A 22,590-nucleotide genomic window follows, 5' to 3' on the forward strand; every position below is an offset into this window, starting at 1 on the left:
AGTACGATTCAATACGCACATTTTCGCCCCCAAGGATTTCCAGCCCCATGGCCACCAATACCAAGCAACAGAAACGCGCCAAACGCGCCGCCAGCAAAGCCAAGCAAAACCGCATGGTACGCAGTGGCCAGGCAGTGAAAGCCAGCGCCGGTGACAGCGCCAGCATCGAGCAGGTGTTCAACAAGGCCATGGAGACCGACAGCTATAAAGAGCTGTTCGTGAAGATGAAGGCCGCCCAGGAGACCAGCCTGGTCTCGATGATCTCGGTGTTCCTGGTCGACCCGCTGCTGGCACTGGTGCTCAAGGGCCACAAGGAAGAGCACGCCACCGACTACATCGTGCTGGTGTTCAACGCCTACCGCACCTGGCTCGATGGCGCCGACGAAGACACCACCATGGCCTGGCTGGAAAGCGACGAGTTCCAGGAAGCCTATATCGCTGCTTCCGAACTGGTGGCCAAGCAGCAACAGCAGCAGAAACAGTTCGGCTGAATGCTCACCGGCCCTATCGCCGGCAAGCCGGCTCCACTGGGTTTGCGCTGAGCTTGAGAGCAACGGGGTACCTATGGGAGCCGGCTTGCCGGCGATAGGGCCAGACCAGGCAAACAAAAAAAGGCCGCACCCTTCACAGGGCGCGGCCTTTTCATTGCAGCCAGCGCGGATCAGTTATCCAGCGCCACCCGCCCGGCAGCCTGGCGCTTGCGGTGCACCAGCAAGCCAGCCGCAACCACCCCAATGCTCAGCAGCGCAGTCGCGATGATCTGCGCACGGTGATCCTCACGCAGCGCCATCACCACCAGCACGGCAACGATGAAAGCAATGCTCGCCCAGGTCAGGCCCGGGAACAGCCACATCTTGAAGTCGATCGTTTCACCGCGCGCCTTTGCACTGTTGCAAGGCATCAAAGTGCAACCCTGTGGTACAACCCTCCACTTGGATAGGCCTGTTGTCGGGTAACCCCGAATACTCGCCAGCGACAGCGCCTTTAGCCGCAAATAGCCCAAAAGCGCTTCCCAGTGCTGCCCAAAGCTGGCACCATCGCGCCTTTTTTCATCAAGGCTATGGAGCTGGGCGAGACCCTTGCGGACATCTGCGCGACGTTGCGCTGCAGCGATGCGACAAACTGCCCCAGCATTGACCAAAGCCCCTTGCGACCCTGTTGGCCGCCCTGATGCCGCTATGCTAGCTTGGCGCACGCCAGGAAGGCCGCCAACAGCTGGGAACGCACCCGAACACATGAGGACCGCACATGGCCCAGGCCACGCCCGCGCTGGAAATCCGCAACCTGCACAAACGCTACGGCGACCAGGAAATTCTCAAGGGCATTTCGCTGACCGCGCGTGACGGTGACGTGATCTCCATTCTGGGATCGTCCGGCTCCGGCAAGTCCACCCTGCTGCGCTGCATCAACCTGTTGGAAAACCCGCACCAGGGCGAAATCCTGGTTGCCGGTGAGGCTCTCAAGCTCAAGGCCGCCAAGAACGGCGACCTGATCGCTGCCGACAACCGCCAGATCAATCGCCTGCGCAGCGAGATCGGCTTCGTTTTCCAGAATTTCAACCTGTGGCCGCACATGTCGATCCTCGACAACATCATCGAGGCGCCACGCCGCGTGCTCGGCCAGAGCAAGGCCGAAGCCACCGAAGCCGCCGAAGCGCTGCTGAACAAGGTCGGCATCTACGACAAGCGCCACAGCTACCCCGCCCAGCTTTCCGGTGGCCAGCAGCAGCGTGCTGCCATCGCCCGCACCCTGGCCATGCGGCCTAAAGTCATCCTGTTCGATGAGCCAACCTCGGCGCTCGATCCGGAAATGGTCCAGGAAGTGCTTAACGTTATCCGCGCACTGGCCGAAGAAGGCCGTACCATGCTGCTGGTGACGCACGAGATGAACTTTGCCCGCCAGGTGTCCAGTGAAGTGGTTTTCCTGCACCAGGGCCTGGTTGAAGAGCAAGGATCGCCGCAGCAGGTCTTCGAAAACCCGACCTCGGCGCGTTGCAAGCAATTCATGTCCAGCCACCGCTAACGGAGCAACACATGCAGACTTACAAGAAATTCCTCCTGGCAGCTGCCGCCACGCTGGTGTTTTCGGCCAACGCCATGGCTGCAGAAAAACTGCGCATGGGTATCGAGGCGGCCTACCCGCCGTTCAACAACAAGGACGCCAGCGGTAACGTGGTCGGCTTTGACAAAGACATCGGCGACGCCCTGTGCGCCAAGATGAAAGTCGAGTGCTCGGTCGTCACCTCCGACTGGGACGGCATCATCCCGGCCCTCAACGCCAAGAAGTTCGACTTCCTGGTGTCGTCGCTGTCGATCACTGACGAGCGCAAGCAGGCTGTCGACTTCACCGACCCGTACTACTCCAACAAGCTGCAGTTCATCGCGCCGAAGAACGTCGACTTCAAGACCGACGCGAGCTACCTCAAAGGCAAGATCATCGGCACCCAGCGCGCCACCCTGGCCGGTACCTGGCTGGAAGACACCTACGGCAGCGACATCGACATCAAGCTGTACGACACCCAGGAAAACGCCTACCTCGACCTGATCTCTGGCCGAGTGGACGGCATCCTGGCCGACAAGTACGTGCAGTACGAGTGGCTCAAGAGCAAGGACGGCATGAACTTCGAGTTCAAAGGCGAACCTGTGGTCGACAGCGACAAGATCGGCATCGCCGTACGCAAGGGTGACCCGCTGCGCGAGAAGCTGAACAAAGCCCTGGCAGAAATCAAGGCTGACGGAACGTACAAGAAGATCAACGACAAGTACTTCCCATTCAGCATCGAATGATTCGCCCCGACCAGCGCGCCCTTGCGGCGCGCCGGTCCCTAGAACGACCCTGCCCATGAATATCGACCTGCACGGATTCGGTCCGGCCCTGGCGGCTGGCACCCTGATGACCGTAAAACTGGCGCTTTGCGCCTTGCTGCTGGGGCTGGTCCTGGGCCTGCTCGGCGCCCTGGCCAAAACCTCCCCGCTCAAGCCACTGCAATGGCTTGGCGGCTTCTACTCGACCCTGGTTCGCGGCGTGCCCGAACTGCTCTGGGTCCTGCTTATCTATTTCGGCACCGTCGGCCTGATGAACAGCCTCGGCGAAGCCCTCAACATGCCTGGCCTGGAACTCAGCGCCTTCGCCGCCGGCGTGATCGCCCTGGGCCTGTGCTTCGGCGCCTACGCCACTGAAGTATTCCGTGGCGCCATCCTGGCGATCCCCAAGGGCCACCGTGAAGCCGGCCTGGCGCTGGGCCTGTCCAAAGCGCGCATCCTGTCGCGGATCATCCTCCCGCAAATGTGGCGCATCGCCCTGCCGGGCCTTGGCAACCTGTTCATGATCCTGATGAAGGACACCGCCCTGGTGTCGGTGATCGGCCTGGAAGAAATCATGCGCCACGCGCAGATCGGCGTGACCGTGACCAAAGAGCCGTTCACCTTCTACATGGTCGCGGCCTGCATCTACCTGGGCCTGACCGTGGTCGCCATGACCGGCATGCACTTCATGGAAAAACGCGCCGCTCGCGGCTTTGCGAGGGCCGAACAATGAACTGGGAAGTGATCATCAAGTGGCTGCCGCGCCTGGCCCAGGGTGCCACCCTGACCCTGGAACTGGTAGCCATCGCGGTCGTTGCCGGGCTGATCCTGGCGATCCCGCTGGGTATCGCCCGCTCGTCGCGGCACTGGTACGTGCGCGCCCTGCCCTACAGCTACATCTTCTTCTTCCGCGGCACACCCCTGCTGGTGCAGTTGTTCCTGGTCTACTACGGCCTGGCGCAGTTCGATGCGGTGCGTTCGAGCAGCCTCTGGCCCTACCTGCGCGATCCGTTCTGGTGCACGGTGCTGACCATGACCCTGCACACTGCGGCCTACATCGCCGAGATCCTGCGCGGCGCGCTGCAGTCGATCCCCAAGGGTGAAATTGAAGCGGCGCGAGCACTGGGCATGTCCCGTGGCAAAACGCTGTTCTACATCATGCTGCCCCGCGCTGCGCGCATCGGCCTGCCGGCCTACAGCAACGAAGTGATCCTGATGCTCAAGGCCAGCGCCCTGGCCAGTACGGTGACCCTGCTGGAGCTGACCGGCATGGCACGGACCATCATTGCCCGTACCTACCTGCCGGTGGAGATTTTCTTCGCTGCCGGGGTGTTCTACCTGGTGATCTCGTTCGTACTGGTGCAAGGCTTCAAGCTGCTGGAGCGCTGGTTGCGGGTGGATGCCTGCCAAGGGCGTTAAAACCCCACGGGCTGCTCTGCAACCCACCGCCGTCAAGCCGGCTTGATGGCGGTGGGGCCCTTCACCTCAACCAGTGCCAAGCCCCATGCCCCCTTTCCTCCACAGCCACCAACTACGCGAACGCTTCCTGGCCCTCGACCAGTTCCTGACCGAGCACCAGCAGCTGTGGAAACCCAGGCCCTTCACCACCCTGCGCCTGGACTGGGAAACCGAACACCCCGCACTGTCCGCCCACCTGCGCCAATGCAGCCTGAGCGATGCCGAAGCCAACCTCGACCCGCAGGGCGTGCCCGCACCTTTTCCACACCTTGCCCGGCAAGCCCAACAGCTCAGCGCCCTGGGCGAGCTACCCGACACCGGCCTGCCCCCCGCCGCACACCGCCTGGACGTCAACGTCCCGGGCCGTAAGTGGCAGCAGATCGAGGCCTTCAGCCGCCGCCTGAACTTCCGCACGCAGACCCACCACTGGCTGGACTGGTGCTCAGGCAAAGGCTACCTCGGCCGCCGCCTGCTGCAGCCCGGCCAGCAGCTGACCTGCCTGGAGTACGACGCCCGACTGGTCAACGCCGGCCAAGCCCTGAGTGACCACCACCAGCTGCCGGCGACCCACGTGCACCAGGACGTCATGGCAGCGGACAGCCGCCGCCACCTGGGCAGCGACAAGAGCGTGGTGGCCCTGCATGCCTGCGGCGACCTACATGTGCACTTGCTGCGTGTGGCCAGTGAGCAAGGCTGCCGCCATCTCGCCGTGGCGCCCTGCTGCTACAACCGCATCCAGGGCGAGCAGTACCAGCCGTTATCCACAGCTGCGCAGCGCTCGGCGCTGCAGCTGTCGCTCCTCGACCTGGGCCTGCCGCTGAGCGAAACCGTGACCGCCGGCGCCCGGGTTCGCCACCAGCGCGACTGCTCCATGGCCAGGCGCCTGGGCTTCGACCTGCTGCAGCGCCGCCAACGCCAGCGTGATGAATACCTGCCCACCCCGTCGCTGCCGGTTGCCTGGCTGGCCAAACCTTTCGAGCAGTACTGCCGCGACCTGGCCGAACTGCGCGAGCTGGAACTGACCATCAACCCCGATTGGGATGCCTTGGAAGCAGAGGGCTGGCAGCGCCTTGCCCAGGTGCGCAACCTGGAACGGATACGCAACCTGTTCAGAAGGCCACTGGAAATGTGGCTGGTGCTCGACCGCGCACTGTTTCTTGAAGAGCACGGCTACGCCGTACGCCTGGGCACCTTTTGCGATTATCCACTCACCCCACGCAACCTGCTGCTGCTTGCCGAGCGCGACCGTTAGCCACAGCACAACCTGTGGATAAGTCTGTGAACAAGCTTGTGATGAATGGTTGGATCCAAGCGCTATTTCAAACGTTCGGCTTATTCCCGCCGCAGCTACAACCCCAGTAAAAACAGGCCTTTGCGCAAAGACCAGCGGTGCGGCGTATCGGCACGCCTTTCGCGCACGGCGCTGATGCCTCTTGTGCATAAACAAAAATTCGATTAGGCAAACAGCGCTGGATTGGTGCGGCCGCTGCCTGATTGTGGGCGCCGGCTCCCCGGCCCCCACAGGTGCGTTCCAACTCAGTGCAGCTTGTTCTTCGCCATTTCGATATCGTTCATCAGTGCCTTGGCCAGCGCACTGAGATAATCGGCGGCCCCCAGTAGCTTGTGGTCATCCTCCATGTCGCCTTCGCGCACCAGGTGCTTGATGTAGCCCAGCAATATCGAAACCTGTTCATAGGCGTCATCCACAGGAATTCCGGGTTGTACGCGCAAGAGATCCACGGGCGGGTTGCCGACTTCGAGAAACGTCTCGATACCGGCTGTGGTGACAGGCTTGGTTTCAAGGCTCATGTGAACGACTCCCCATCCTGCGCATCGTCCAAACGCCGCTTTGCATGCTGGATCAGCACATAGGCCGAATAAGCCGCATGGTTGGCGTTTGCCAGCAGGTTCAGGCCGGGCTCGCCTGCGTGGTCACGGCAGTGGTCGTCCAGGGTTTCGACCACGACACGCAACAGCTGGCCGGCGTGGGCGATGGCGTCGGGTGGGGAGATGTCGCTGTGGATGGTGAAGTACGGGGTGGAGATGAGAGGGCGAGGTGGGTCTGGAACGATTTTCTTCATGGCTTAATCCTTATTCACTGAAAATGCATGCCACCAAATCTTTCTCACGGATTTGGGTGGCAGCCGTACGCGGGGTGAGAAACCGAGGGAATAAGGAAGCCCGGCCAGACCGAAGTCTGCCCGCGTACGGCAGCCATAGGGCTACCGCTTATTCACAGTCGGGTTCTCACACCCGGTCACCAGGAATTGGCGACCCAGGAACGGTATCCCTGGGGCACTTCCCCGCCAACAGTGAAGCTTCGGTAGCGCTCGTAGGATAATTCCCAAACCAACCGAACATGAAGCATTTGGTTTCAGATTCAGAAATACCTTACAACTGCGCTCCGAGCGAAAGAGCACCACCTCAACTTTGGGAGCGGGTTTACCCGCGAAGACGCCTGCACAGTCATCACAATGCGAAGCCGATCCACCGCGAGCCCGGCTCAACGGTGTATGATCCGTCCCCCAAATCATTAAAAAGCTACGTCGCGCGCTGCCCCGCCAGCCACGCGACCGTCTGGCGTTGCGCCAGAATCGACATGGACTAACGGACCTCGACATCGTGCCCCACGCCAAACCCCTTGCCCTGCTGACCCTCTCCCTGGCCCTGACTGCCTGCTCCAATGGCAGCGGCACCACGCCACAGCACACCAGCAACCTGGACTGGAACACCCCCGGCATGCAGCTGGGCGGCGACAACGGCCTGCCCCTTCGCGTAGAAAGCCCCTGCCGCAAGCGTGGCTGCGATAACGACAAGCTGTTCTTCAACCCCGCCAAGACCGAACCAAACGTCAACACCATCCACCGCGGCTGGTAGGAAATTTCTCCTTTTAAGCCGGTGACTTAGGTCATTTTCAAACAATCGCAAGGAAGTGGTTTACAGGCGCCAACCGATCGTTATAATGACGCCCCATTGCCGGTATAGCTCAGATGGTAGAGCAACTGACTTGTAATCAGTAGGTCCCGGGTTCGATTCCTGGTGCCGGCACCATATAAATCAAAGGCTTGCAGAAATGCAGGCCTTTGTTGTTTGTGGCACACGTACCAACGCACGTACCAAGAGCAGCAGCAATCGGCACAGAAATACTGTATACTCATACAGTTGCAGAATAGCTTTTAGCCCCCAGCTATTTATGATACAACCCGCATCCGCCGTGCCATACTAGCCCTCTAGGAAGCCGTTTTCGCTGGATGTCAAGGGGCTCGCGCTCACACATGGGCGCAAAAGGTCGCTGAAGGAGAACGAACGTGTTCAATGCGAAATCGATTGCTAACTACTTTCTGGAACTGGCCGCCGCCAGGGGTGAGTGCATTAGCCCGATGAAGCTGCAGAAGCTCGTTTATTACGCTCATGGTTGGTACGCCGGTTATACCGAACGGCCACTGATCAACGAGGCGGTCGAGGCTTGGCAGTACGGCCCCGTCATCCCTTCGCTGTATCACGAGTTCAAACGCTTCGGCTCCGGCGAAATCACCGGCAAGGCGTTTGAGTATGATGCTCTGGGCGTCCGGGAAGCTGCTACACCTGCGGACCCTGATATCCGTACTTTCCTGCAGAACGTGTACAACAGCTACGGCATGTATTCGGGTATCCGCTTGTCGGAGATGACCCATGCAAGTGGGACTCCATGGGCCGTGACCTGGTCGGCTGCGAACGGGATGCGCGGTGTGGATATTCCGTTCAGCACCATTGCGACCCACTTCAAGGATGCCGTGCGCAAGGCACAAAGCGGCCAAACGGCGGTACAAGCGTGAGCGAGCCAACACCGGGGATTGGCTCGGTTAAGATTGATCCAACTGCTGAAGCCGCTGCGAACGGGCTGAATGGCTCAGGGAATGACGAAAATGCGTTCTTTGCTGCCGGTAAAGAGCATTTTCAGCTCCAGCACAATCAGCAGAATCTGGGCTGGCTCGGAAAGTTCTGGGGCGCTACTGATAGAGCAGCCCCAACCAACATCGCCGGCTTTGTCATCGGCGTATCGGCGCTTCTCATCGTCGGTAGCTTCTTTGTAACCGAGAGCCCGGAGCTCAACGAGGCTCGGAAGTGGCTTTACGGCTTGACGACTTCCGCCCTGGGCTTCGTCTTCGGTACAGCTACCAAGCGCTAACCGCCAGGGGGAAGGCCCAGCCTTCCCTCTCGCCCTCTTCCTCTCCCGTACCACTCAGCCACGTGAGCATCAGACATGCACACGTGCGCCCGCCCCTGCGTTGAGACTTCCATTTTTAGGGTATAGGGGGGGGTCAGAAAAAGAGTAATATTGGTAATCCTGACCGTTTTCTGTCCTGCACCCCACGGAATACGCGGCCTCATAGGTTTGCTGGAGAGTGATTTCTTAGTAACCAAATAGTAATCAGATTACCTTTTGTTTTAGTGATAAATGGCTTGCTACAAAGCCTTTAAAATCAATCACTTATAATAAAATTACCTTTTCCATTACCTCTCTATTACTCCCATCTGTAATCGCCCAGGCCCAATGAACACGCGGCCTCCACCATCTGCCACCTCATCCGGTTACGCTGATTACTCTTTTTCAGACCCCTCCCCCTATCCCGTACAGAAACCCAACACAACGACCTGCCAACCCCCTCCAGGTGCAGGGATCCGCAGAAAAGCTCAGACCCTCACATCCTGATCAACCCCAACGCCGTAGGGTCTGCCAGCGCCCTGCAGGGGTGCGGAATTTCCGACACGTTTAGCCCGCAGGCGTGGCGGGGGGACGAGGGCGCGCGCCGGGCCCAGAGCAGCGCGAATGCCCAAGATGGTGTCCAGAAGGAATCGGCGCTATCGTTCAGCTGCGGCGCAGGGCCGCCCCAAGGAGGAACAACGATGCAGCGTGACCCAGAGCTGATCCGACTGCTGATGCTGAAGTTGGAAAGTTTGGAAAAGCCAGCAACCGCTATTGCCATGGTCAGCTATAAGGACCACTTGGCTCTGCCGGGCTATGACAGCGACGCGGTTTATTACCACGTCGATCAGATTCTACAGAGCGGCTGGATCGACATGGCTGGCGGCCGTGGAATGAACCCCCAAGGGCAGTTCAGCTTCCGGGCGCTGACCCCAATAGGGCATGACTTCATCGACTCAGTTCGAGACGACGCGGTCTGGGCTTTGACAAAGAAGGCCGCTACAGCCGCAGGCGTCTTCACCATGGATACGCTGGCAGCACTTGGCAAAGGGTTTATGAGAAAACAGATATCGAAGTTCACCGATATCGAGCTTGGATAGCAAAAAGCCGCCTCGATAGGCGGCTTTTCTGTTTCATATGTCCTTCAGTTGGTGTTGCCGACCGACACCTCATAGGGGTTGAACCGGATCACTTCCTCCCCAAGCCATTCGTTGATCTGCAACAGCCTTGCCTGCTCGGGCTCCAGCTCGTTTACCGCCCACACCTGAGTAGCCTCACGTACCGAACCGAAGCCACCTGAGTTCTGCGGCACCACGCCCATCAGCTGCGGCGGGATCCGCAGCATGGCCAGCTGGTCGTCACGGCTGATGTTCTTGATCGCGCCGAAGTCATCCTTCGCCGCCACCTCGCTGATTGGGATGAGCTGAATACCGTCCTTCTTGCCGTTGGGCGCGTACATGAACAGGTTGCGGAAGTTGCCAGGCCCCTTGCTGCTTTTCATCGCCTTGCGCAGGTCGTCGACAAAGTCTTCGTTCTGGGCGGCATCGGTCATGTAGAGGATGAACCCCGCGTGGCTGCCGTTTTGGTAGTACTTGCGCCGGAACAGTGTGGCCGACTCGTTGAGCAGCGCGGCTTGGAGCGCCGGCAACCACTCCGGTAGGCCGTAGACCTCCTGGTTGATGTCGGCCACGCGCAGGTGGCAGATGCTGCCAGCGCGGAACTCGTAGTCGTCCCGCCAGCCGCGCACCTGGTAGTAGGTTTCCAGATCGGAGCCCCGCCGCATGTACTTAGCCAGGCACGGCCTGAGCCCAAGGGTGTCGCGCAGCATGTTGTCGCGTTTTTCCAGGTACAGGTTACCCGACCAGCACAGGTCCATGACGATCTGCTCGAAGGCCTGACGAGTCAGCAACCTGTGGGGCTTGAACGTCCTGGCCAGGGCGTTGCGCTTGAAGATCAGCCCAGACTGCAGGTAGACGCTGGCCTTCGAGGAACGGGCCAGGCCGTCCAGGGAAACCGGAGGCTCATACCAACGACCATTGTTGTAGCACTCCAGGTAATCCAGGATCTCCCGCCCGTCCAGGACCGGTGTTGGGTCGCCGAAAGTGAAAGCCTCGGCTCGGGCGCCAGGGTTGGCCAGCAGCTCCCCAGCGGGCGCCGGCACAGCGCCTGCCTGATCGATGTTGCCCATCAGAAGATCTCCATGATGCGTGTGTTGGTTGCGGTCTGGCCTTCGAGCGGCTCGTTGTGCAACGCGTGGAAGAGCGCCCAGGCCAGGTCGGCATGGCCGGTGGCCTCGTTGCGGCCGGCGGTGTATGTGAATTGGCGACCGCCTGGGGTGACGGTCTTGCGGATGGCCATGAGCGATTGGGCGATGTCGGTTGCGCCAGCATCAAACTGCAGGCGCCCCTTGCTGATCACGTCCCAGGCCTTCATGACCAGTCGCGTCTTAACCTCGGGGTTGTAGGAGAAGGTGCGCAGCGCCGGGAAGAACTGGCGCACCAGCTGCGCGACGGCGCTGCCCATGCCGGTGGTGTCGATCCCGATGTAGGCCACGTTGTAGCGCTTGGTGATTTGCCGAATGGTCTCGGCCTGGGTGTTGAAGTCCATCCCGCGGAACTGGTGCTTCTCCAGGACGAAAAACTTCCCGCCGGGTACCAGCGGGGGCGCAACCACGACCAGACCGGCCGAGTCGCCGCTTTCCGCCGGATCGTAGCCAACCCAAACCGGCCGCTCACCGTATGGCCGGGCAGCAAATGGGCTGTAGCCCGGCCAGTCCCAGCTTTCCACCATGCAGGGCTGCAGCATGCTCAGGGGGAATATGCTCTGCCCATCGTCCACGAACTGGCACATGAGCAGGTTTTGGAACGCTGGCCCGTCGTACTCCAGCCGAAGCTCATCCAGGTCGAACAGGTCGCAGCCCCTTGATTCAGCGTCCATGATCGTGACGATCTGCCGCCAGATCTTGTCCTCGCACAGCCGGCCCTGCTGCAGAGCCTCATGGGTCACATCCAGCTGGATGTGCTGAGCAGAAGGCTTGCCCTTGTTGATCCGCTCACCGGTCCACCAGGTGTAGGCCGGGTGCGCCATGCTGCTCGGCGTCGAGAAGTAGGTCTTGCGCCACTTCTTGTGCAGCGCCATGCCCGAGGCGACCTTGTTGATCTCGGTGAAGCCGTGCACCCAGAAGAATTCGTCGAAGTAGAAATTTCCGGACCGGCCCTGGGCGGTACGGAAGTTGGTGCCCAGGAAATGCAGCTCGGCGTTGTTCCAGAGCACGATGGGGTCGCCAGTGAGCTTGATGCCCAGCACCTCATTGAGAAACGCCTGCATGTAGGTTTTGAACTGGTGCGCCTGGGCCTTGCTGGCCGACAGGAAGATCTGGTTGCGGCCGGTCGTGATGGCGTCGATCAGCGCTTCCCGGGCAAAGTAGAACGTGGCACCGATTTGCCGGCTCTTGAGGATCATCCGGGTACGCTGGTTGCCGGCGCGGTACCAGTCGAGTTGGTAGTCGAAGCAACTGTCCCGGAAAGCATCTACCAACTGCTCGATCTGGTCCTCATCCAGCTCGTTGCGCTTGGGCTGCTTCTTGGGCCCTTCGTTACGCTTGGCGATGTTCGGGTTGAGATCGGTTTCGGTACCGCCCGCCTGGTACCGCTGAATGCGTGACTGCCGCTCCAGCTGGCGATGGAGCAGATCGATCTCCTTAAAGTCACCGCTGGTCTTTCCGTCCTTGAGGATCAGCTGCACCAACCGCGCCTCCAGGGCGCCGCCGATTCGCTCGACGTTGTCGGCACGATCCCATTCGTCTCGGGCCTTCCAGCTGTGGACGGTCTTATCTTTCTCGTCGAGATATTCGGCGATATCGGTGATGCGCCAACCGGTCCAGTACATGAACTTGGCTTGGCGGCGCGGATCCATCGTGGGTTGGGCGGTAGTGTTCATGGCGCCGATGCTGCCGCTCGCGCGCGTATTCCCCCACTGGCGCCCACTGTAGCCGTTAGGCCTACAAGTGCAGCGCGTTGCCGTGAATCAGCCGGCTGCGGACCATGCCCCTCATCGCAAGGCACAACGCCACCGCACTGAGGACTGCCAACATGGCCGCAAGCAACGCCCCCGCCAAGAACTACCGCTCCGACTGGTTCCGCATCTTCGTCGAGGGCGCAACCACTGACGGCCGCACCATCGAACGCTCCTGGATCGAGCAGATGGCCGCTACCTACGACCCAAAAACCTACGGCGCCCGCCTCAATTGCGAGCACATCCGCGGCCTGGGCCCGGACAGCCTGTTCGGTTCGTTCGGCGACGTGCTGGCCCTGAAAGCCGAAGAGGTGGAGATCGGCGGCGAGAAGAAGCTCGGCCTGTACGCCAAGATCGAACCGACCGCGAGCCTGATCGAGCTGAACAAAAAGGGTCAGAAGATCTACACGTCGGCAGAGGTTCAGCCGAACTTTGCCGAGTCGGGCAAGGCATACCTGGTTGGCCTGGCGGTAACCGACAGCCCGGCCAGCCTGGGTACCGAAGCTCTCAAGTTCAGTTCGCAAAGCGGTCTGGCTGCTCGCAAGCAGCACCAGGACAACCTGTTCAGCGCCGCTGAAGAGGTTTCCATCAAATTCGAGGAAGTCGTCGAAACCCCATCCATGTTTGCAGCACTGCGCGACAAGGTCGGCGAACTCCTCGGCAAGAGCAAGGATAAGGAAGGCAAGGACGCCGCCAGCTTTACCGCCCTGGGCGAGCTGATCGAGCAGATCGCAACCCATGGCGCCGAGCAGGCCGAAGCCTTCACTGCGGAGAAGTCCGCACGCGAGAAGCTCCAGGCCGACCACGACAAGCTGTCGAAGGAGTTCAACGAGCTGGTCAAGCGCCTGGGCGAAACCGAAGACCACAGCCAGCCGAAGCGCCCACCAGTGACCGGTGGCGACGGGCAGATCCAGGCCGAGTACTGATCCCCCGTAGCCCCACAGACCACCAGTTCGGAGAACTACCATGCAGAAAGAAACACGGATCGCCTTCAACGGCTACCTGGCCAACCAGGCCAAAATCAACGATGTCACCTCGGTTACTGAGACCTACACCGTAGCGCCCAACCCGGCCCAGAATCTGGAAACTGCCATTCAGGAATCGAGTGGGTTCCTGAAGAAGATCAACATCATCGGCGTTGACGAGGCGGAAGGTGAAGCCATCCTGCTCGGCGTTAACGGTCCAACAGCCAGCCGCACCGCCACCGGACCAAACAAACGTCGCCAACCACGCGACGTGGCCGCACTGACGTCGGACACCTACGCCTGCAAGAAGACCAACTTCGACACCGCCATCCCCTATGCGCGGCTCGATGCCTGGGCGAAGTTCAAAGACTTCCAGACCCGCTTGTCGGGCTCGATCGCAGAGCGCCAGGGTCTTGATCGCATCATGATCGGCTTCAACGGTAAAAGCGCCGCCGCCGACACCGACCTGGCTGCCAACCCGATGCTGGAGGACGTGAACATCGGTTGGCTGCAGAAAATGCGCGACCGCGCCCCGGAACGCGTCATCGATGAAGGCACCAAAACTGCCGGCAAGGTCACCGTCGGTGCTACCGGTGACTACAAAACCCTGGACGCCCTGGTGTTCGACGCCATCCAGTTGCTCGACCCATGGCACCGCAAGCGCACCGACCTGGTCGTGATCGTGGATCCTGCTCTGTTGCATGAGAAGCAGCTCAAGGCGTTGGAAAAAGGCGCGGACTCCAACCAGGAAGCCAATGCGGCCGACGAGATCATCATCAAGACTCGCCTGGGTGGTAAGCCGATCGAGTACGACGCCCCGTTCTTCATCGAAGGCGGTGTGTGGGTTGGCCCGCTGTCCAACCTGTCGATCTACGTCCAGAACGGCAAGCGTCGTCGCAACATCCGTGACGAGCCGGACGCCGACCAGGTCGCCGATTACCAATCCTCGAACGAGGCCTATGTCGTGGAAGACTTCGGCGCCTGCGCCCTGGTCGAGAACATCGAGAAGGTCTAACCATGACGCTGACCCTCGCTCAACGTACCCGACTGCGCAAGCTGGCCGCCAAGGAGGCGGCCACCACCGCCCCGGCTGCCATGATGGACGGCCTGACCAGCTATGAGCTGATGCTCGCCAAGCTGCAGCAGGATCAGCTGCGCCTCAAGCAGGTTCAGTCGAAGCAGGCCAAGGCCAGGCTGAAAAGCATTCTGTTGCCGGAGTACGTCCCCTATGTCGCCGGCATCCTTGAGGCTGGCCAAGGTGCTCATGACGACGTACTGACCACCGTGATGATCTGGCGCTTCGATGCCGGTGATTTCCCGGGAGGCCTGGACATTGCTGAGTATGTGCTGAAGCACAACCTGCCAACCCCGAACCGCTTTGCTCGCACCACCGGCTGCTTGATCGCTGAAGAAGTCGCCACGGCCGCGCTCAACGCTCAGAAGGCTGGCGATACGTTCCCGGTTGACGACCTGCTCCGCACCGCTCTGCTCACGGAAGAGCAAGACATGCCAGATGAAGCCAGGGCCAAGCTCAAGCTGGCTCTGGCACGCGCAACGCTGCAAGGCCTCGACGAGAGCAATCCGGGCGCGCCTGGCCAAGTAGAGGCGGGTGTCGAGCTGCTGCAAGAAGCCATCAAGCTCGACAATGCCTGTGGCGGAAAGAAAGACCTGGAGAAGGCCGAGCGTCTCCTCAAGAAACTCGCTGGCCCCGCCAGCTAACCGAGCGTCCCACGCAACCCGGCGGCTCGGGACGGATCAGCGGCCTTTTTGGCTCAGCTGTGAAGCCCCGACCACCGCCGACCTATTCAGAGCACGACCATGAGCGGATTCATCGCCGGCGGTCTGGTGCCGAGCGAATCGGTACCGGACACCCACATCAACAGCAATCCCTTCTGGCCGTCCATTGACCTGGACAAGCTGCGGGAAACCCTGCGCATCGACTCCAGCGTCACCCCTGCCCGTCTCGAAACTGCTGTTGTCGCGGCCATCATTGGGGTGAACCGGGACTTGGCCAAGTGGCGAGCAGCCCGCCAGGTTGAGGCCTTCACCACCCTGGCCGATGTTCCAGATGACGACCGCCTAACCAGTTCTGAGCGCATCCACCTCTACGTGCGAGCCGTCGAGTGCGCGGCCGGCGCCGAGGTCTGCGAGCGCTATCGCGGTTTCGACAGCACCGCCAGCGGCAGCAAGAACGCCGACGAGTCGGCGCCGACCATCGATGACTACCGTCGCGACCAGCGCTGGGCCGTCCGTGACTTCCTGGGCAGCTCGCGCACAAATGTGGAGCTGCTCTGATGGCCAAAATGGAAACCATCGACTGGAACGAGATATCCCGGCGCGGCCTGCTGGTACGCATCAACCGGGAAATCATGCACCCGTTGGGCCTGGCGGTCTGCCGGGATCCTGAAACGGGCATGTCAGCTGGTGCAATTGTCAGCGATGACGGCGCATGGGTTTACCCCGACGACGTGATCGCCCAGCCCTGCGCCAGGGGCCAAAAGTAATGGCCGAACAGAAGCGCACCCAGCAAAACGACACCGTGGACGCCCTGTGTTGGCGTCACTACGGCCGCACTGCCGGCGTGGTCGAGGCCGTGCTCGATGCCAATCCGGGCTTGGCCGACAAGGGGCCTGTGCTTCCTTCTGGCCTGCTCGTCACCCTCCCCGAACTGCAAGCGGCTGCCCCCGAACGCCAGATGGTGAACCTATGGGACTGACCGGCCACCCCAACACCCAACCAAGGAAGGACACCCATGCCTGACCGCCCTGAAACCTGGGCCTGGCTCGCCACCTGGCTCGAACACAACTGGCCCGGCCTGTATGCCGGCGGTCTGGCCATCGTTATTGCCGCCCTGCGGGTTATCTACGGTGGCGGCGGAATCCGTCGCATGGCCGTAGAAGCCCCGCTCTGCGGCGCATTGGCCCTATCGGCCAGCCACGGCTTGTCGCTGATCGGCATCCCAATCAGTGCGGCCCCGTTCTTCGGGGGCGTCATTGGCCTGCTGGGCGTCGAGTTCACCCGTGCAACCGCGAAGAAGTTCTTCACCCGCAAAGAGGGAACAGCATGACCACTCTTCGACATGGCGACCGCTCCCAAGCGGTTCGCGAGCTGCAGCGCCTGCTCAACGCCAAAGGCGCCAAGCTGGAAACTGACGGTGCCTTTGGCGATGCCACCGAGGCGGCCGTCCGGGCCTACCAGGAGAAAGCCGGGCTCGTTTCCGATGGCGCCGCCGGCCCGAAGACCATGGCCAGCCTGCAAGGCCTGGACACCGGCAAGCTCCTCAAACATTCCGACCTGGTCCAGGCTTCCGCCCGTCTCGGCGTGCCGATCGCGGCTGTGTATGCCCTGAACGAGGTCGAATCAAATGGCCTCGGCTTTCTGGACAACGGCAAGCCGGTGATCCTCTTCGAGCGCCACGTCATGTTTGACCGCGTGCAGTTGGTCCGCTCGTCCGGTGATGACCAGGAGCAGCTGCACCAGCGCGCCGAGCAGCTGGCCAAGCAGGTGCCCAACCTGGTTAACCCGAAAGCCGGCGGTTACATCGGCGGGAGCGCTGAGCATCAGCGTCTTGCTCAGGCTCGGCAACTGGACGACGTAGCCGCGCTGGAGTCCGCCAGCTGGGGCGGCTTCCAAGTCATGGGCTACCACTGGCAGCGCCTGGGTTACTCCAGCGTCCACGACTTTGTAGCAGCGATGAATCGTAGCGAAGCAGACCACCTGGAGGCCTTCGTCCGCTACATCGAAGCCGACGCCAACTTGCTCAAGGCCTTGAAGGCACTGAAGTGGGCAACTGTGGCCAAGCTCTACAACGGCCCGAACTACCAGCGAAACCTGTACGACGTGAAGCTGGAGCGCGCCTTCGAGCGGCACCAAGACCGTGCTTTGGTAGCTGCCTGATGGACCTGCGCACCGGGTTGTTTGCTGCTGCGCTGCTGGCCGGCGTCGGCCTGTGGGGTTGGTCGCAGAAGTCGCTACTGGATAGCGAGAAGGCCATCTCCAAGGGCCTGGCTGAGCAGCGCGACACCGCTCAGGCCGATGCCCGCGACAACCTGGCCACCGCCAACAAGTTGAAAGCCACCCTGGCGCGCGAGCGCGAAGACCAGGCCAAGCTGCTGAAGCTCCAGGGCGAGCTGCGCACTGGCCTGGCCAACCGCGAGCGCCTGATCGAGAACCTAAAGCATGAGAACGATGAACTGCGGCAATGGGCTGATCAGCCTATCCCTGATACTGCTCGCCGGCTGCGGCAGCGTCCCGCCATCACCGGCGCCGACGCTTACCGTCAGTGGTTGTCCGGTAGTGGTGCCCTGCCAACTGCCGGCGACAAGCCCGGCAAAGAACGGCCAGTTGCTCACTGACCAGGAGCGCACCGAGCTAGCCTGGTCCGAGTGCGCCGCCCAGGTCGACGCCGTTTATCAACACCAGGTGAAGCATGAACAAGCCCGATAGCCTGCGTAATCTGCTGCTGGAGGCCGTGCCAGGCCTCAAGAAAAACCCTGAACGCCTGCTGATGTTCATCGACCAGGGCAGGGTCCGCTGCACCGCCGCTGCCAGCCTTTCGTTCGAATACAGCTACACCCTGCAAGTCATCCTGACCGACTTTGCGGGGCACCCTGACAGCGTGATGCTCCCGATCCTTGGATGGTTGCGGGTCAACCAGTCTGAATTGCTGGTCAACCTGGACAAGTCCGCCGAGGGTCTGAAATTCGAAGCCGACATGCTGGACCGCAGCAAGGTAGATCTCAGCCTTACCCTGCCCCTAACCGAGCGCGTGATCGTCACCCGCAAGGCGGATGGCAGCCTCGATGCCTCCCACGCCCCCGAACCACAATACGAGGACTACCAGGAACAAGGTCCAGTGACCGTGTATGCCGACGGCGAACCGCTCGTGTCCTGGCAGCCACCTGCCGCCCCAGACAGCATGGCCCTGGTCATGCCTCACCCGAAGCGCCCTGACCGTGGCTGATCTCAACGCCCTGGAAGACTGGGCCGGCCCACTGCTTCGCCAGATCGAGCCAGCCGGCCGGGCCAAACTGGCCCGAACCCTGGCGCAACAGCTGCGCCGGAGCCAACAACAACGGATCAAAGGCCAGCACAATCCCGATGGCACCCAGTACACGGCACGACGGCCGCATAAGCTGCGCGAGAAAAAAGGCCGGGTGAAGGCCAAGGCGAAGATGTTCCAGAAGCTGCGCACAGCCAGCTACCTCAAGGCCCAAGGGGACGCCAAGGGCTTGGCAGTTGGGTTTACCGGACGGATCGCAAGGATTGCCCGTGTCCACCAATACGGCTTGCGGGATCGCATTGCCGCCCGTGGCCCAACGGCTCAGTACGAGGCCCGGGAGCTGCTTGGCTTCACTGTCGAAGATCAGGAAGTGCTGAAAGACCTGGTGCTCGCCCACCTGGGCCTGTAGCTGCGCCCGCTACAACCGCCACCGGCTGCGCTCGCGCACGCGTGGCGCGACCATCGCCGGCATGAACTCCCTTGCCGAAATCAACCGCCTGCTGGAAAACCTGATCCGCTTCGGCATCGTTGCCGAGGTGCAACACGTGCCGCCCCGCGTAAAGGTCCAGACCGGCGGGATGCTGACCACCTGGCTGCCGTGGCTCGCTTGGCGAGCTGGCGAGAGCCGGGAATGGGACCCGCCTACCGTCGATGAACAGGTACTGCTGCTGTCGCCCAGCGGCCAGCTGGCCAACGGCGTGGCGGTCACCGGGCTTTTCAGCGACTTGATCCCAGCCAATGGCGATCGCGCCGGCCTGCATCGCCACACCTATGCCGATGGCGCCGTGGTCGAGTACGACAGTGTGGCGCACCACCTGATAGCCACCCTGCCGGAAGGCGGTACCACCGAGCTGATCAGCACGGGCGGCATCCACATCGTGGGCGACATCACCCACGAAGGTGACTACATCCAGACCGGCAACCAAACCGTCACCGGTCTTGTAACGGTAACGGAAGACGTTATTGCCGATGGCGTCAGCCTGGTGACCCACGTACATGGCGGCGTGATGTCAGGCCCTGGCAAAACGGGAGTGCCTGCCAAATGAACCGCCGTACCGGCTCAACCCTGACCACTCGTGAGCACATTGCCCAGTCCGTCGAGGACATTCTCACCACCCGCCTCGGTACACGGATCGCGCGACGGGAGTACGGCAGCCTGCTGCCCGAGCTGATCGATCAGCCCCTCAACGAGACGACTTGCCTGCGCCTGTACGCAGCCACTGCGATGGCCCTGCTTCGCTGGGAACCGCGCATCAACCTAACCCGCGTGCAACTGAACATCTCCGACCTGACCGGGCGGGCAGAGCTGGATATGACCGCCGTCCTGGTCGACAACAACGAAGAGTTCAACGTCCGCATGCCTCTGCAGCTGGGGAGCACCGCGTGAACACCTTCCTACCGATAGACCTTAGCCAACTGCCGGCGCCCCAGGTGGTCGAACAGATCGACTATGAGCAGATCCTGGCCGACCGCAAGGCCTACGCCATCAGCCTCTGGCCAGCGGAAGAGCAGGCCATGATCTCCGGCCGGCTGGCACTTGAGTCCGAGCCAATCACCAAGCTGCTGCAGGAGAGCGCCTACCGGGAAATGATCCTGCGGCAGCGGGTTAATGAGGCTTCACTTGCAGTGATGCTTAGCTCCGCCGGCGGCAACGATCTGGACCAGCTCGCCGCCAACGTCAACGTTAAGCGCCTGGTGATCCAGGTTGCCCAGCCGCTGGCTATTCCCCCTGTCCCCCAGGTGCTAGAGAGCGACGAGGCGCTGCGTGAGCGAGCCCAGATGGCATTTGAAGGGCTGAGCACTGCGGGGCCGCGTAACTCGTACATTTTCCACGCCAGGGCCTCAGATGGCCGGGTTGCAGATGCCACAGCGCAAAGCCCATCACCCGCCACCGCCGTCGTGACGATTCAGTCCGCACTCGCAGACGGTACAGCCGACCAAGCCCTGCTCGATGCCGTCTCTTCCTATCTGAACGATGAAGACCGCAGGCCGGTTGCAGACCGGCTGATTGTGCAGGGCGCGGAGATCCTGCCATACCAAGTAACCGCAACCCTGTACTTGAACACGCTGGGGCCCGAAGCCGAGCCGATTCTTGAGGCCGCTGAGCAGAAGCTGCAGGCATTCGTGACGCAACGCCGCCGCCTGGGCATGCAAGTTTCCGAGTCAGCCGTCCATGCGGCACTGCACGTTGAAGGGGTGCGCAAAGTCATGCTGGCCGGCTGGGCCGACATCAATGCCACGGACAGCCAGGCACCGTACTGCACCGGCATCAGCCTGTCGCAAGGTACAGAGCCATGAGGCTGCTGCCCGGAAATTCCACCGACCTGGAGTCCCAGGCCGCAGAGGCGCTCGCGCAGATCGAGCGCGTCCCCGTGCCGATCCGGGACCTCTTCAATCCAGACCGCTGCCCGGTGGCGTTGCTGCCCTTCCTCGCCTGGACCGTTTCCGTCGATCGATGGGACAGCCGCTGGAGCGAATCGGCCAAGCGCGGCGCCATCCGGTCGTCGTACTACATCCACTCCCGCAAGGGGACCATCGGCGCTCTGCGCCGTGTGGTTGAGCCATTGGGTTACCTGATCGAGGTTGTGGAGTGGTTCCAGACGGAACCGCAGGGCGTTCCTGGAACGTTCGCCATCAAGGTCGGCGTATCCAACGAAGGCATCAGCGAGGAGACCTACCAGGAACTGACCTGGCTGATTGATGACGCCCGACCTGTGAGCCGGCACCTGACCGGCTTAGCCATCAGCCTCGAAACGAGCGGCTCCCTATTCATTGCCGGCGGCCTGTACGACGGCGATGAGCTGGACATTTATCCCCCTGCTCAACGTGACATCAGCATCACGGGCTCGATTGGCCGCGGGGGTCGCGAACACACCATTGACACACTGGACATTGCACATGGCTGATCAGAACTCGCAGTTCTACGCAATCCTCACCAACGTGGGGGCCGCAAAGCAGGCCAACGCGGATGCCTTGGGCATTGCTTGGAAAATCACGCAACTGGGCGTCGGTGACGCCAACGGCATCGAGCCGACCCCAAACGCCACCCAGACCGCTCTCATTGCTGAGTGGCGGCGGGCGCCGCTGAATCAATTGAAGGTGGACGATAACGACAGCTCCATAATCGTCGCGGAGCAGATCATCCCGGCCGACGTGGGCGGCAAATGGATTCGCGAGATCGGCCTATACGACGCCGATGGTGACCTGGTCGCCGTCGCGAACTGCCCGCCCACCTATAAGCCATTGCTCAGCCAGGGCTCAGGCCGCACCCAAGTAGTGCGCATGAACCTGATCGTCAGCAGCTCCAGCAACGTAGAACTCAAGATTGACCCCAGCGTGGTGCTGGCCACTCGTGAGTGGGTAACGTCCGAGCTGGCCAAGCAGGATTTCAAGCATTCTGTGGTCGCGGCAACCACAGCCAACATCACCTTGAGCGGGCTGCAGACCATCGACGGAGTCGCGCTGACCGCTGGATCGCGTGTCCTGGTGAAGAATCAGACCACAGGTAAGGACAATGGTCTGTACATCGTCGCATCGGCCGCCTGGACACGCAGCGCCGACGCAGATATCAGCGCGGAAGTGACACCCGGCATGCTCGTCCTGGTTGAGCGCGGCATCGTCAACGGCGACAGCGCATGGCAGCTGGTGACCGATGCGCCGATTACTCTGGGCGTCACCGCCCTGACGTATGAAATGGCCTTTGGCCGCAGCGGTGTGGCCGCAGGCACTTACCGTAGCGTTACGGTGGATGCCTATGGCCGGGTAACCGCTGCGACCAATCCGACCACGGTGGCGGGTTATGGCCTGACCGATGTGTACACCAAGACGCAGATCGACCAGGCTATGGCGCTTAAGGCGGCGCTGGCCAGCCCGGCGTTGACAGGCGTACCGACGGCGCCGACAGCGGCGGCAGGGACAAATACGTCTCAACTGGCGAATACGGCGTTTGTGCAAGCTGCCCTAGCGGCGCTGGTGGCGTCCTCGCCGGCGGCGCTGGATACACTGAACGAGCTGGCGGCTGCGCTGGGCAACGATCCGAACTTTGCCGCCACCATGACCAACGCTTTGGCGCTCAAGGCGCCCTTGGCCAGCCCGACTTTTACCGGCGATCCCAAAGCGCCGACGCCGGCTGTTACGGATAACGACACGTCGCTGGCTACC

The 22,590-nt window shown here is 61.6% G+C and carries 29 protein-coding genes, 1 tRNA gene and 3 pseudogenes; 28 read left to right on the top strand and 5 right to left on the bottom strand.

Going from position 1 to position 22,590, the window contains the following annotated elements:
• Positions 1 to 47: 47 nt before the first annotated feature.
• Positions 48 to 491 carry a hypothetical protein gene (locus EGJ09_RS24490; RefSeq protein ID WP_039603031.1) on the top strand — a complete coding sequence of 148 codons (444 nt, stop codon included), beginning with the start codon at positions 48 to 50 and terminating at the stop codon, positions 489 to 491.
• A 170-nt stretch (positions 492 to 661) separates the two neighbouring features.
• On the opposite strand, the pseudogene EGJ09_RS24495 reads toward EGJ09_RS24490, so the two are convergent.
• Positions 662 to 883, bottom strand: a pseudogene (locus tag EGJ09_RS24495) (GABA permease); the annotation flags it as partial.
• A gap of 365 nt (positions 884 to 1,248) precedes the next feature.
• On the opposite strand from EGJ09_RS24495, the gene EGJ09_RS24500 reads away from it, so the two are divergent.
• The 5 genes from EGJ09_RS24500 (at position 1,249) to EGJ09_RS24520 (ending at position 5,514) form a co-directional block, all read left to right on the top strand.
• Positions 1,249 to 2,022, top strand: coding sequence for an ABC transporter ATP-binding protein (locus EGJ09_RS24500; RefSeq protein ID WP_012316684.1), 774 nt, complete (start codon positions 1,249 to 1,251; stop codon positions 2,020 to 2,022).
• A gap of 11 nt (positions 2,023 to 2,033) precedes the next feature.
• The gene (locus EGJ09_RS24505) at positions 2,034 to 2,786 is read left to right on the top strand and encodes an ABC transporter substrate-binding protein (protein ID WP_115273105.1); all 753 of its coding nucleotides are present in this window, start codon (positions 2,034 to 2,036) and stop codon (positions 2,784 to 2,786) included.
• 55 nt (positions 2,787 to 2,841) lie between these two features.
• Positions 2,842 to 3,537, top strand: a complete 696-nt coding sequence (locus tag EGJ09_RS24510; protein ID WP_012316686.1) for an ABC transporter permease — start codon at positions 2,842 to 2,844, stop codon at positions 3,535 to 3,537.
• Complete coding sequence (locus EGJ09_RS24515) at positions 3,534 to 4,223, top strand: ABC transporter permease (protein WP_125924975.1); 690 nt, start codon at positions 3,534 to 3,536, stop codon at positions 4,221 to 4,223. Before EGJ09_RS24510 ends, EGJ09_RS24515 begins: the two co-directional genes overlap by 4 nt.
• 85 nt (positions 4,224 to 4,308) lie before the next feature.
• Complete coding sequence (locus tag EGJ09_RS24520) at positions 4,309 to 5,514, top strand: methyltransferase (protein ID WP_125924976.1); 1,206 nt, start codon at positions 4,309 to 4,311, stop codon at positions 5,512 to 5,514.
• A 284-nt stretch (positions 5,515 to 5,798) separates the two neighbouring features.
• Here the strand turns inward: EGJ09_RS24520 and EGJ09_RS24525 are convergent, their stop codons facing one another.
• Positions 5,799 to 6,071: a DUF3077 domain-containing protein gene (locus EGJ09_RS24525; protein WP_115273108.1), complete on the bottom strand. Its 273-nt coding sequence runs from the start codon at positions 6,069 to 6,071 to the stop codon at positions 5,799 to 5,801.
• Positions 6,068 to 6,343, bottom strand: coding sequence for a hypothetical protein (locus EGJ09_RS24530; RefSeq protein WP_046788292.1), 276 nt, complete (start codon positions 6,341 to 6,343; stop codon positions 6,068 to 6,070). The genes EGJ09_RS24525 and EGJ09_RS24530 overlap by 4 nt, the downstream gene beginning before the upstream one ends.
• Before the next feature lie 541 nt (positions 6,344 to 6,884).
• On the opposite strand from EGJ09_RS24530, the gene EGJ09_RS24535 reads away from it, so the two are divergent.
• The 5 genes from EGJ09_RS24535 (at position 6,885) to EGJ09_RS24555 (ending at position 9,548) form a co-directional block, all read left to right on the top strand.
• Positions 6,885 to 7,139: a hypothetical protein gene (locus EGJ09_RS24535; protein ID WP_125924977.1), complete on the top strand. Its 255-nt coding sequence runs from the start codon at positions 6,885 to 6,887 to the stop codon at positions 7,137 to 7,139.
• Between the two features lie 98 nt (positions 7,140 to 7,237).
• A tRNA-Thr gene (locus EGJ09_RS24540) sits at positions 7,238 to 7,313 on the top strand.
• A gap of 257 nt (positions 7,314 to 7,570) precedes the next feature.
• Complete coding sequence (locus EGJ09_RS24545; protein ID WP_125924978.1) at positions 7,571 to 8,077, top strand: Panacea domain-containing protein; 507 nt, start codon at positions 7,571 to 7,573, stop codon at positions 8,075 to 8,077.
• On the top strand, positions 8,074 to 8,430 hold the full coding sequence (locus EGJ09_RS24550) for a hypothetical protein (RefSeq protein ID WP_125924979.1): 357 nt from the start codon (positions 8,074 to 8,076) through the stop codon (positions 8,428 to 8,430). The genes EGJ09_RS24545 and EGJ09_RS24550 overlap by 4 nt, the downstream gene beginning before the upstream one ends.
• A gap of 719 nt (positions 8,431 to 9,149) precedes the next feature.
• Positions 9,150 to 9,548, top strand: a complete 399-nt coding sequence (locus EGJ09_RS24555; protein ID WP_125924980.1) for a DUF2513 domain-containing protein — start codon at positions 9,150 to 9,152, stop codon at positions 9,546 to 9,548.
• A 44-nt stretch (positions 9,549 to 9,592) separates the two neighbouring features.
• Here EGJ09_RS24555 and EGJ09_RS24560 read toward each other — a convergent pair whose 3' ends face one another.
• Positions 9,593 to 10,636: a phage portal protein gene (locus EGJ09_RS24560; RefSeq protein WP_125924981.1), complete on the bottom strand. Its 1,044-nt coding sequence runs from the start codon at positions 10,634 to 10,636 to the stop codon at positions 9,593 to 9,595.
• Positions 10,636 to 12,387, bottom strand: coding sequence for a terminase ATPase subunit family protein (locus tag EGJ09_RS24565; RefSeq protein ID WP_125924982.1), 1,752 nt, complete (start codon positions 12,385 to 12,387; stop codon positions 10,636 to 10,638). Before EGJ09_RS24565 ends, EGJ09_RS24560 begins: the two co-directional genes overlap by 1 nt.
• A gap of 152 nt (positions 12,388 to 12,539) precedes the next feature.
• Here EGJ09_RS24565 and EGJ09_RS24570 point away from each other — a divergent pair, with 152 nt between their 5' ends.
• The 17 genes and pseudogenes from EGJ09_RS24570 to EGJ09_RS26880 form a co-directional block, all read left to right on the top strand.
• Positions 12,540 to 13,388: a GPO family capsid scaffolding protein gene (locus tag EGJ09_RS24570; RefSeq protein ID WP_125924983.1), complete on the top strand. Its 849-nt coding sequence runs from the start codon at positions 12,540 to 12,542 to the stop codon at positions 13,386 to 13,388.
• A gap of 40 nt (positions 13,389 to 13,428) precedes the next feature.
• The gene (locus EGJ09_RS24575; protein WP_125924984.1) at positions 13,429 to 14,442 is read left to right on the top strand and encodes a phage major capsid protein, P2 family; all 1,014 of its coding nucleotides are present in this window, start codon (positions 13,429 to 13,431) and stop codon (positions 14,440 to 14,442) included.
• A 2-nt stretch (positions 14,443 to 14,444) separates the two neighbouring features.
• Positions 14,445 to 15,146, top strand: coding sequence for a phage terminase small subunit (gene gpM, locus EGJ09_RS24580; RefSeq protein WP_125924985.1), 702 nt, complete (start codon positions 14,445 to 14,447; stop codon positions 15,144 to 15,146).
• A gap of 99 nt (positions 15,147 to 15,245) precedes the next feature.
• Positions 15,246 to 15,722, top strand: coding sequence for a head completion/stabilization protein (locus tag EGJ09_RS24585; RefSeq protein ID WP_125924986.1), 477 nt, complete (start codon positions 15,246 to 15,248; stop codon positions 15,720 to 15,722).
• Positions 15,722 to 15,931: a hypothetical protein gene (locus EGJ09_RS24590; RefSeq protein ID WP_125924987.1), complete on the top strand. Its 210-nt coding sequence runs from the start codon at positions 15,722 to 15,724 to the stop codon at positions 15,929 to 15,931. Before EGJ09_RS24585 ends, EGJ09_RS24590 begins: the two co-directional genes overlap by 1 nt.
• Positions 15,931 to 16,143 (top strand): tail protein X, encoded by a 213-nt coding sequence (locus tag EGJ09_RS24595; protein ID WP_099813804.1) that lies wholly within the window; start codon positions 15,931 to 15,933, stop codon positions 16,141 to 16,143. Before EGJ09_RS24590 ends, EGJ09_RS24595 begins: the two co-directional genes overlap by 1 nt.
• A gap of 36 nt (positions 16,144 to 16,179) precedes the next feature.
• Positions 16,180 to 16,494, top strand: a complete 315-nt coding sequence (locus EGJ09_RS24600) for a phage holin, lambda family (protein WP_099813805.1) — start codon at positions 16,180 to 16,182, stop codon at positions 16,492 to 16,494.
• Complete coding sequence (locus tag EGJ09_RS24605) at positions 16,491 to 17,324, top strand: N-acetylmuramidase family protein (protein ID WP_125924988.1); 834 nt, start codon at positions 16,491 to 16,493, stop codon at positions 17,322 to 17,324. The genes EGJ09_RS24600 and EGJ09_RS24605 overlap by 4 nt, the downstream gene beginning before the upstream one ends.
• Positions 17,324 to 17,686: pseudogene (locus EGJ09_RS26875) on the top strand (LysB family phage lysis regulatory protein); the annotation flags it as partial. The gene EGJ09_RS24605 and the pseudogene EGJ09_RS26875, both read left to right, overlap by 1 nt.
• On the top strand, positions 17,607 to 17,873 hold the full coding sequence (gene lysC / locus EGJ09_RS26645) for an Rz1-like lysis system protein LysC (RefSeq protein ID WP_218567561.1): 267 nt from the start codon (positions 17,607 to 17,609) through the stop codon (positions 17,871 to 17,873). The pseudogene EGJ09_RS26875 and the gene lysC, both read left to right, overlap by 80 nt.
• Positions 17,857 to 18,390, top strand: coding sequence for a phage tail protein (locus EGJ09_RS24615; RefSeq protein WP_125924990.1), 534 nt, complete (start codon positions 17,857 to 17,859; stop codon positions 18,388 to 18,390). Before lysC ends, EGJ09_RS24615 begins: the two co-directional genes overlap by 17 nt.
• Positions 18,383 to 18,838 (top strand): phage virion morphogenesis protein, encoded by a 456-nt coding sequence (locus EGJ09_RS24620; protein ID WP_125924991.1) that lies wholly within the window; start codon positions 18,383 to 18,385, stop codon positions 18,836 to 18,838. The genes EGJ09_RS24615 and EGJ09_RS24620 overlap by 8 nt, the downstream gene beginning before the upstream one ends.
• A 61-nt stretch (positions 18,839 to 18,899) precedes the next feature.
• Positions 18,900 to 19,475, top strand: a complete 576-nt coding sequence (locus EGJ09_RS24625) for a phage baseplate assembly protein V (protein ID WP_125924992.1) — start codon at positions 18,900 to 18,902, stop codon at positions 19,473 to 19,475.
• The gene (locus tag EGJ09_RS24630) at positions 19,472 to 19,816 is read left to right on the top strand and encodes a GPW/gp25 family protein (protein WP_125924993.1); all 345 of its coding nucleotides are present in this window, start codon (positions 19,472 to 19,474) and stop codon (positions 19,814 to 19,816) included. Before EGJ09_RS24625 ends, EGJ09_RS24630 begins: the two co-directional genes overlap by 4 nt.
• Complete coding sequence (locus tag EGJ09_RS24635; RefSeq protein ID WP_125924994.1) at positions 19,813 to 20,727, top strand: baseplate J/gp47 family protein; 915 nt, start codon at positions 19,813 to 19,815, stop codon at positions 20,725 to 20,727. Before EGJ09_RS24630 ends, EGJ09_RS24635 begins: the two co-directional genes overlap by 4 nt.
• Complete coding sequence (locus tag EGJ09_RS24640; RefSeq protein ID WP_125924995.1) at positions 20,724 to 21,335, top strand: phage tail protein I; 612 nt, start codon at positions 20,724 to 20,726, stop codon at positions 21,333 to 21,335. Before EGJ09_RS24635 ends, EGJ09_RS24640 begins: the two co-directional genes overlap by 4 nt.
• Positions 21,328 to 22,398, top strand: a pseudogene (locus EGJ09_RS26880) (phage tail protein); the annotation flags it as partial. The gene EGJ09_RS24640 and the pseudogene EGJ09_RS26880, both read left to right, overlap by 8 nt.
• Positions 22,399 to 22,590: the final 192 nt, after the last annotated feature.

Origin of the sequence: Pseudomonas sp. p106, from assembly GCF_003936645.1 — a bacterium.
GTDB lineage: Bacteria > Pseudomonadota > Gammaproteobacteria > Pseudomonadales > Pseudomonadaceae > Aquipseudomonas > Aquipseudomonas putida_E.

Excerpts from the sequence above, each read along its gene's own strand:
- EGJ09_RS24490 (WP_039603031.1), top strand. The coding sequence starts at position 48 with ATGGCCACCAATACCAAGCAACAGAAACGCGCCAAACGCGCCGCCAGC.
- EGJ09_RS24500 (WP_012316684.1), top strand. The coding sequence starts at position 1,249 with ATGGCCCAGGCCACGCCCGCGCTGGAAATCCGCAACCTGCACAAACGC.
- EGJ09_RS24505 (WP_115273105.1), top strand. The coding sequence starts at position 2,034 with ATGCAGACTTACAAGAAATTCCTCCTGGCAGCTGCCGCCACGCTGGTG.
- EGJ09_RS24510 (WP_012316686.1), top strand. The coding sequence starts at position 2,842 with ATGAATATCGACCTGCACGGATTCGGTCCGGCCCTGGCGGCTGGCACC.
- EGJ09_RS24515 (WP_125924975.1), top strand. The coding sequence starts at position 3,534 with ATGAACTGGGAAGTGATCATCAAGTGGCTGCCGCGCCTGGCCCAGGGT.
- EGJ09_RS24520 (WP_125924976.1), top strand. The coding sequence starts at position 4,309 with ATGCCCCCTTTCCTCCACAGCCACCAACTACGCGAACGCTTCCTGGCC.
- EGJ09_RS24525 (WP_115273108.1), bottom strand. The coding sequence starts at position 6,071 with ATGAGCCTTGAAACCAAGCCTGTCACCACAGCCGGTATCGAGACGTTT.
- EGJ09_RS24530 (WP_046788292.1), bottom strand. The coding sequence starts at position 6,343 with ATGAAGAAAATCGTTCCAGACCCACCTCGCCCTCTCATCTCCACCCCG.
- EGJ09_RS24555 (WP_125924980.1), top strand. The coding sequence starts at position 9,150 with ATGCAGCGTGACCCAGAGCTGATCCGACTGCTGATGCTGAAGTTGGAA.
- EGJ09_RS24560 (WP_125924981.1), bottom strand. The coding sequence starts at position 10,636 with ATGGGCAACATCGATCAGGCAGGCGCTGTGCCGGCGCCCGCTGGGGAG.
- EGJ09_RS24565 (WP_125924982.1), bottom strand. The coding sequence starts at position 12,387 with ATGAACACTACCGCCCAACCCACGATGGATCCGCGCCGCCAAGCCAAG.
- EGJ09_RS24570 (WP_125924983.1), top strand. The coding sequence starts at position 12,540 with ATGGCCGCAAGCAACGCCCCCGCCAAGAACTACCGCTCCGACTGGTTC.
- EGJ09_RS24575 (WP_125924984.1), top strand. The coding sequence starts at position 13,429 with ATGCAGAAAGAAACACGGATCGCCTTCAACGGCTACCTGGCCAACCAG.
- gpM (WP_125924985.1), top strand. The coding sequence starts at position 14,445 with ATGACGCTGACCCTCGCTCAACGTACCCGACTGCGCAAGCTGGCCGCC.
- EGJ09_RS24585 (WP_125924986.1), top strand. The coding sequence starts at position 15,246 with ATGAGCGGATTCATCGCCGGCGGTCTGGTGCCGAGCGAATCGGTACCG.
- EGJ09_RS24590 (WP_125924987.1), top strand. The coding sequence starts at position 15,722 with ATGGCCAAAATGGAAACCATCGACTGGAACGAGATATCCCGGCGCGGC.
- EGJ09_RS24595 (WP_099813804.1), top strand. The coding sequence starts at position 15,931 with ATGGCCGAACAGAAGCGCACCCAGCAAAACGACACCGTGGACGCCCTG.
- EGJ09_RS24600 (WP_099813805.1), top strand. The coding sequence starts at position 16,180 with ATGCCTGACCGCCCTGAAACCTGGGCCTGGCTCGCCACCTGGCTCGAA.
- EGJ09_RS24605 (WP_125924988.1), top strand. The coding sequence starts at position 16,491 with ATGACCACTCTTCGACATGGCGACCGCTCCCAAGCGGTTCGCGAGCTG.
- lysC (WP_218567561.1), top strand. The coding sequence starts at position 17,607 with ATGAGAACGATGAACTGCGGCAATGGGCTGATCAGCCTATCCCTGATA.
- EGJ09_RS24615 (WP_125924990.1), top strand. The coding sequence starts at position 17,857 with ATGAACAAGCCCGATAGCCTGCGTAATCTGCTGCTGGAGGCCGTGCCA.
- EGJ09_RS24625 (WP_125924992.1), top strand. The coding sequence starts at position 18,900 with ATGAACTCCCTTGCCGAAATCAACCGCCTGCTGGAAAACCTGATCCGC.
- EGJ09_RS24630 (WP_125924993.1), top strand. The coding sequence starts at position 19,472 with ATGAACCGCCGTACCGGCTCAACCCTGACCACTCGTGAGCACATTGCC.
- EGJ09_RS24640 (WP_125924995.1), top strand. The coding sequence starts at position 20,724 with ATGAGGCTGCTGCCCGGAAATTCCACCGACCTGGAGTCCCAGGCCGCA.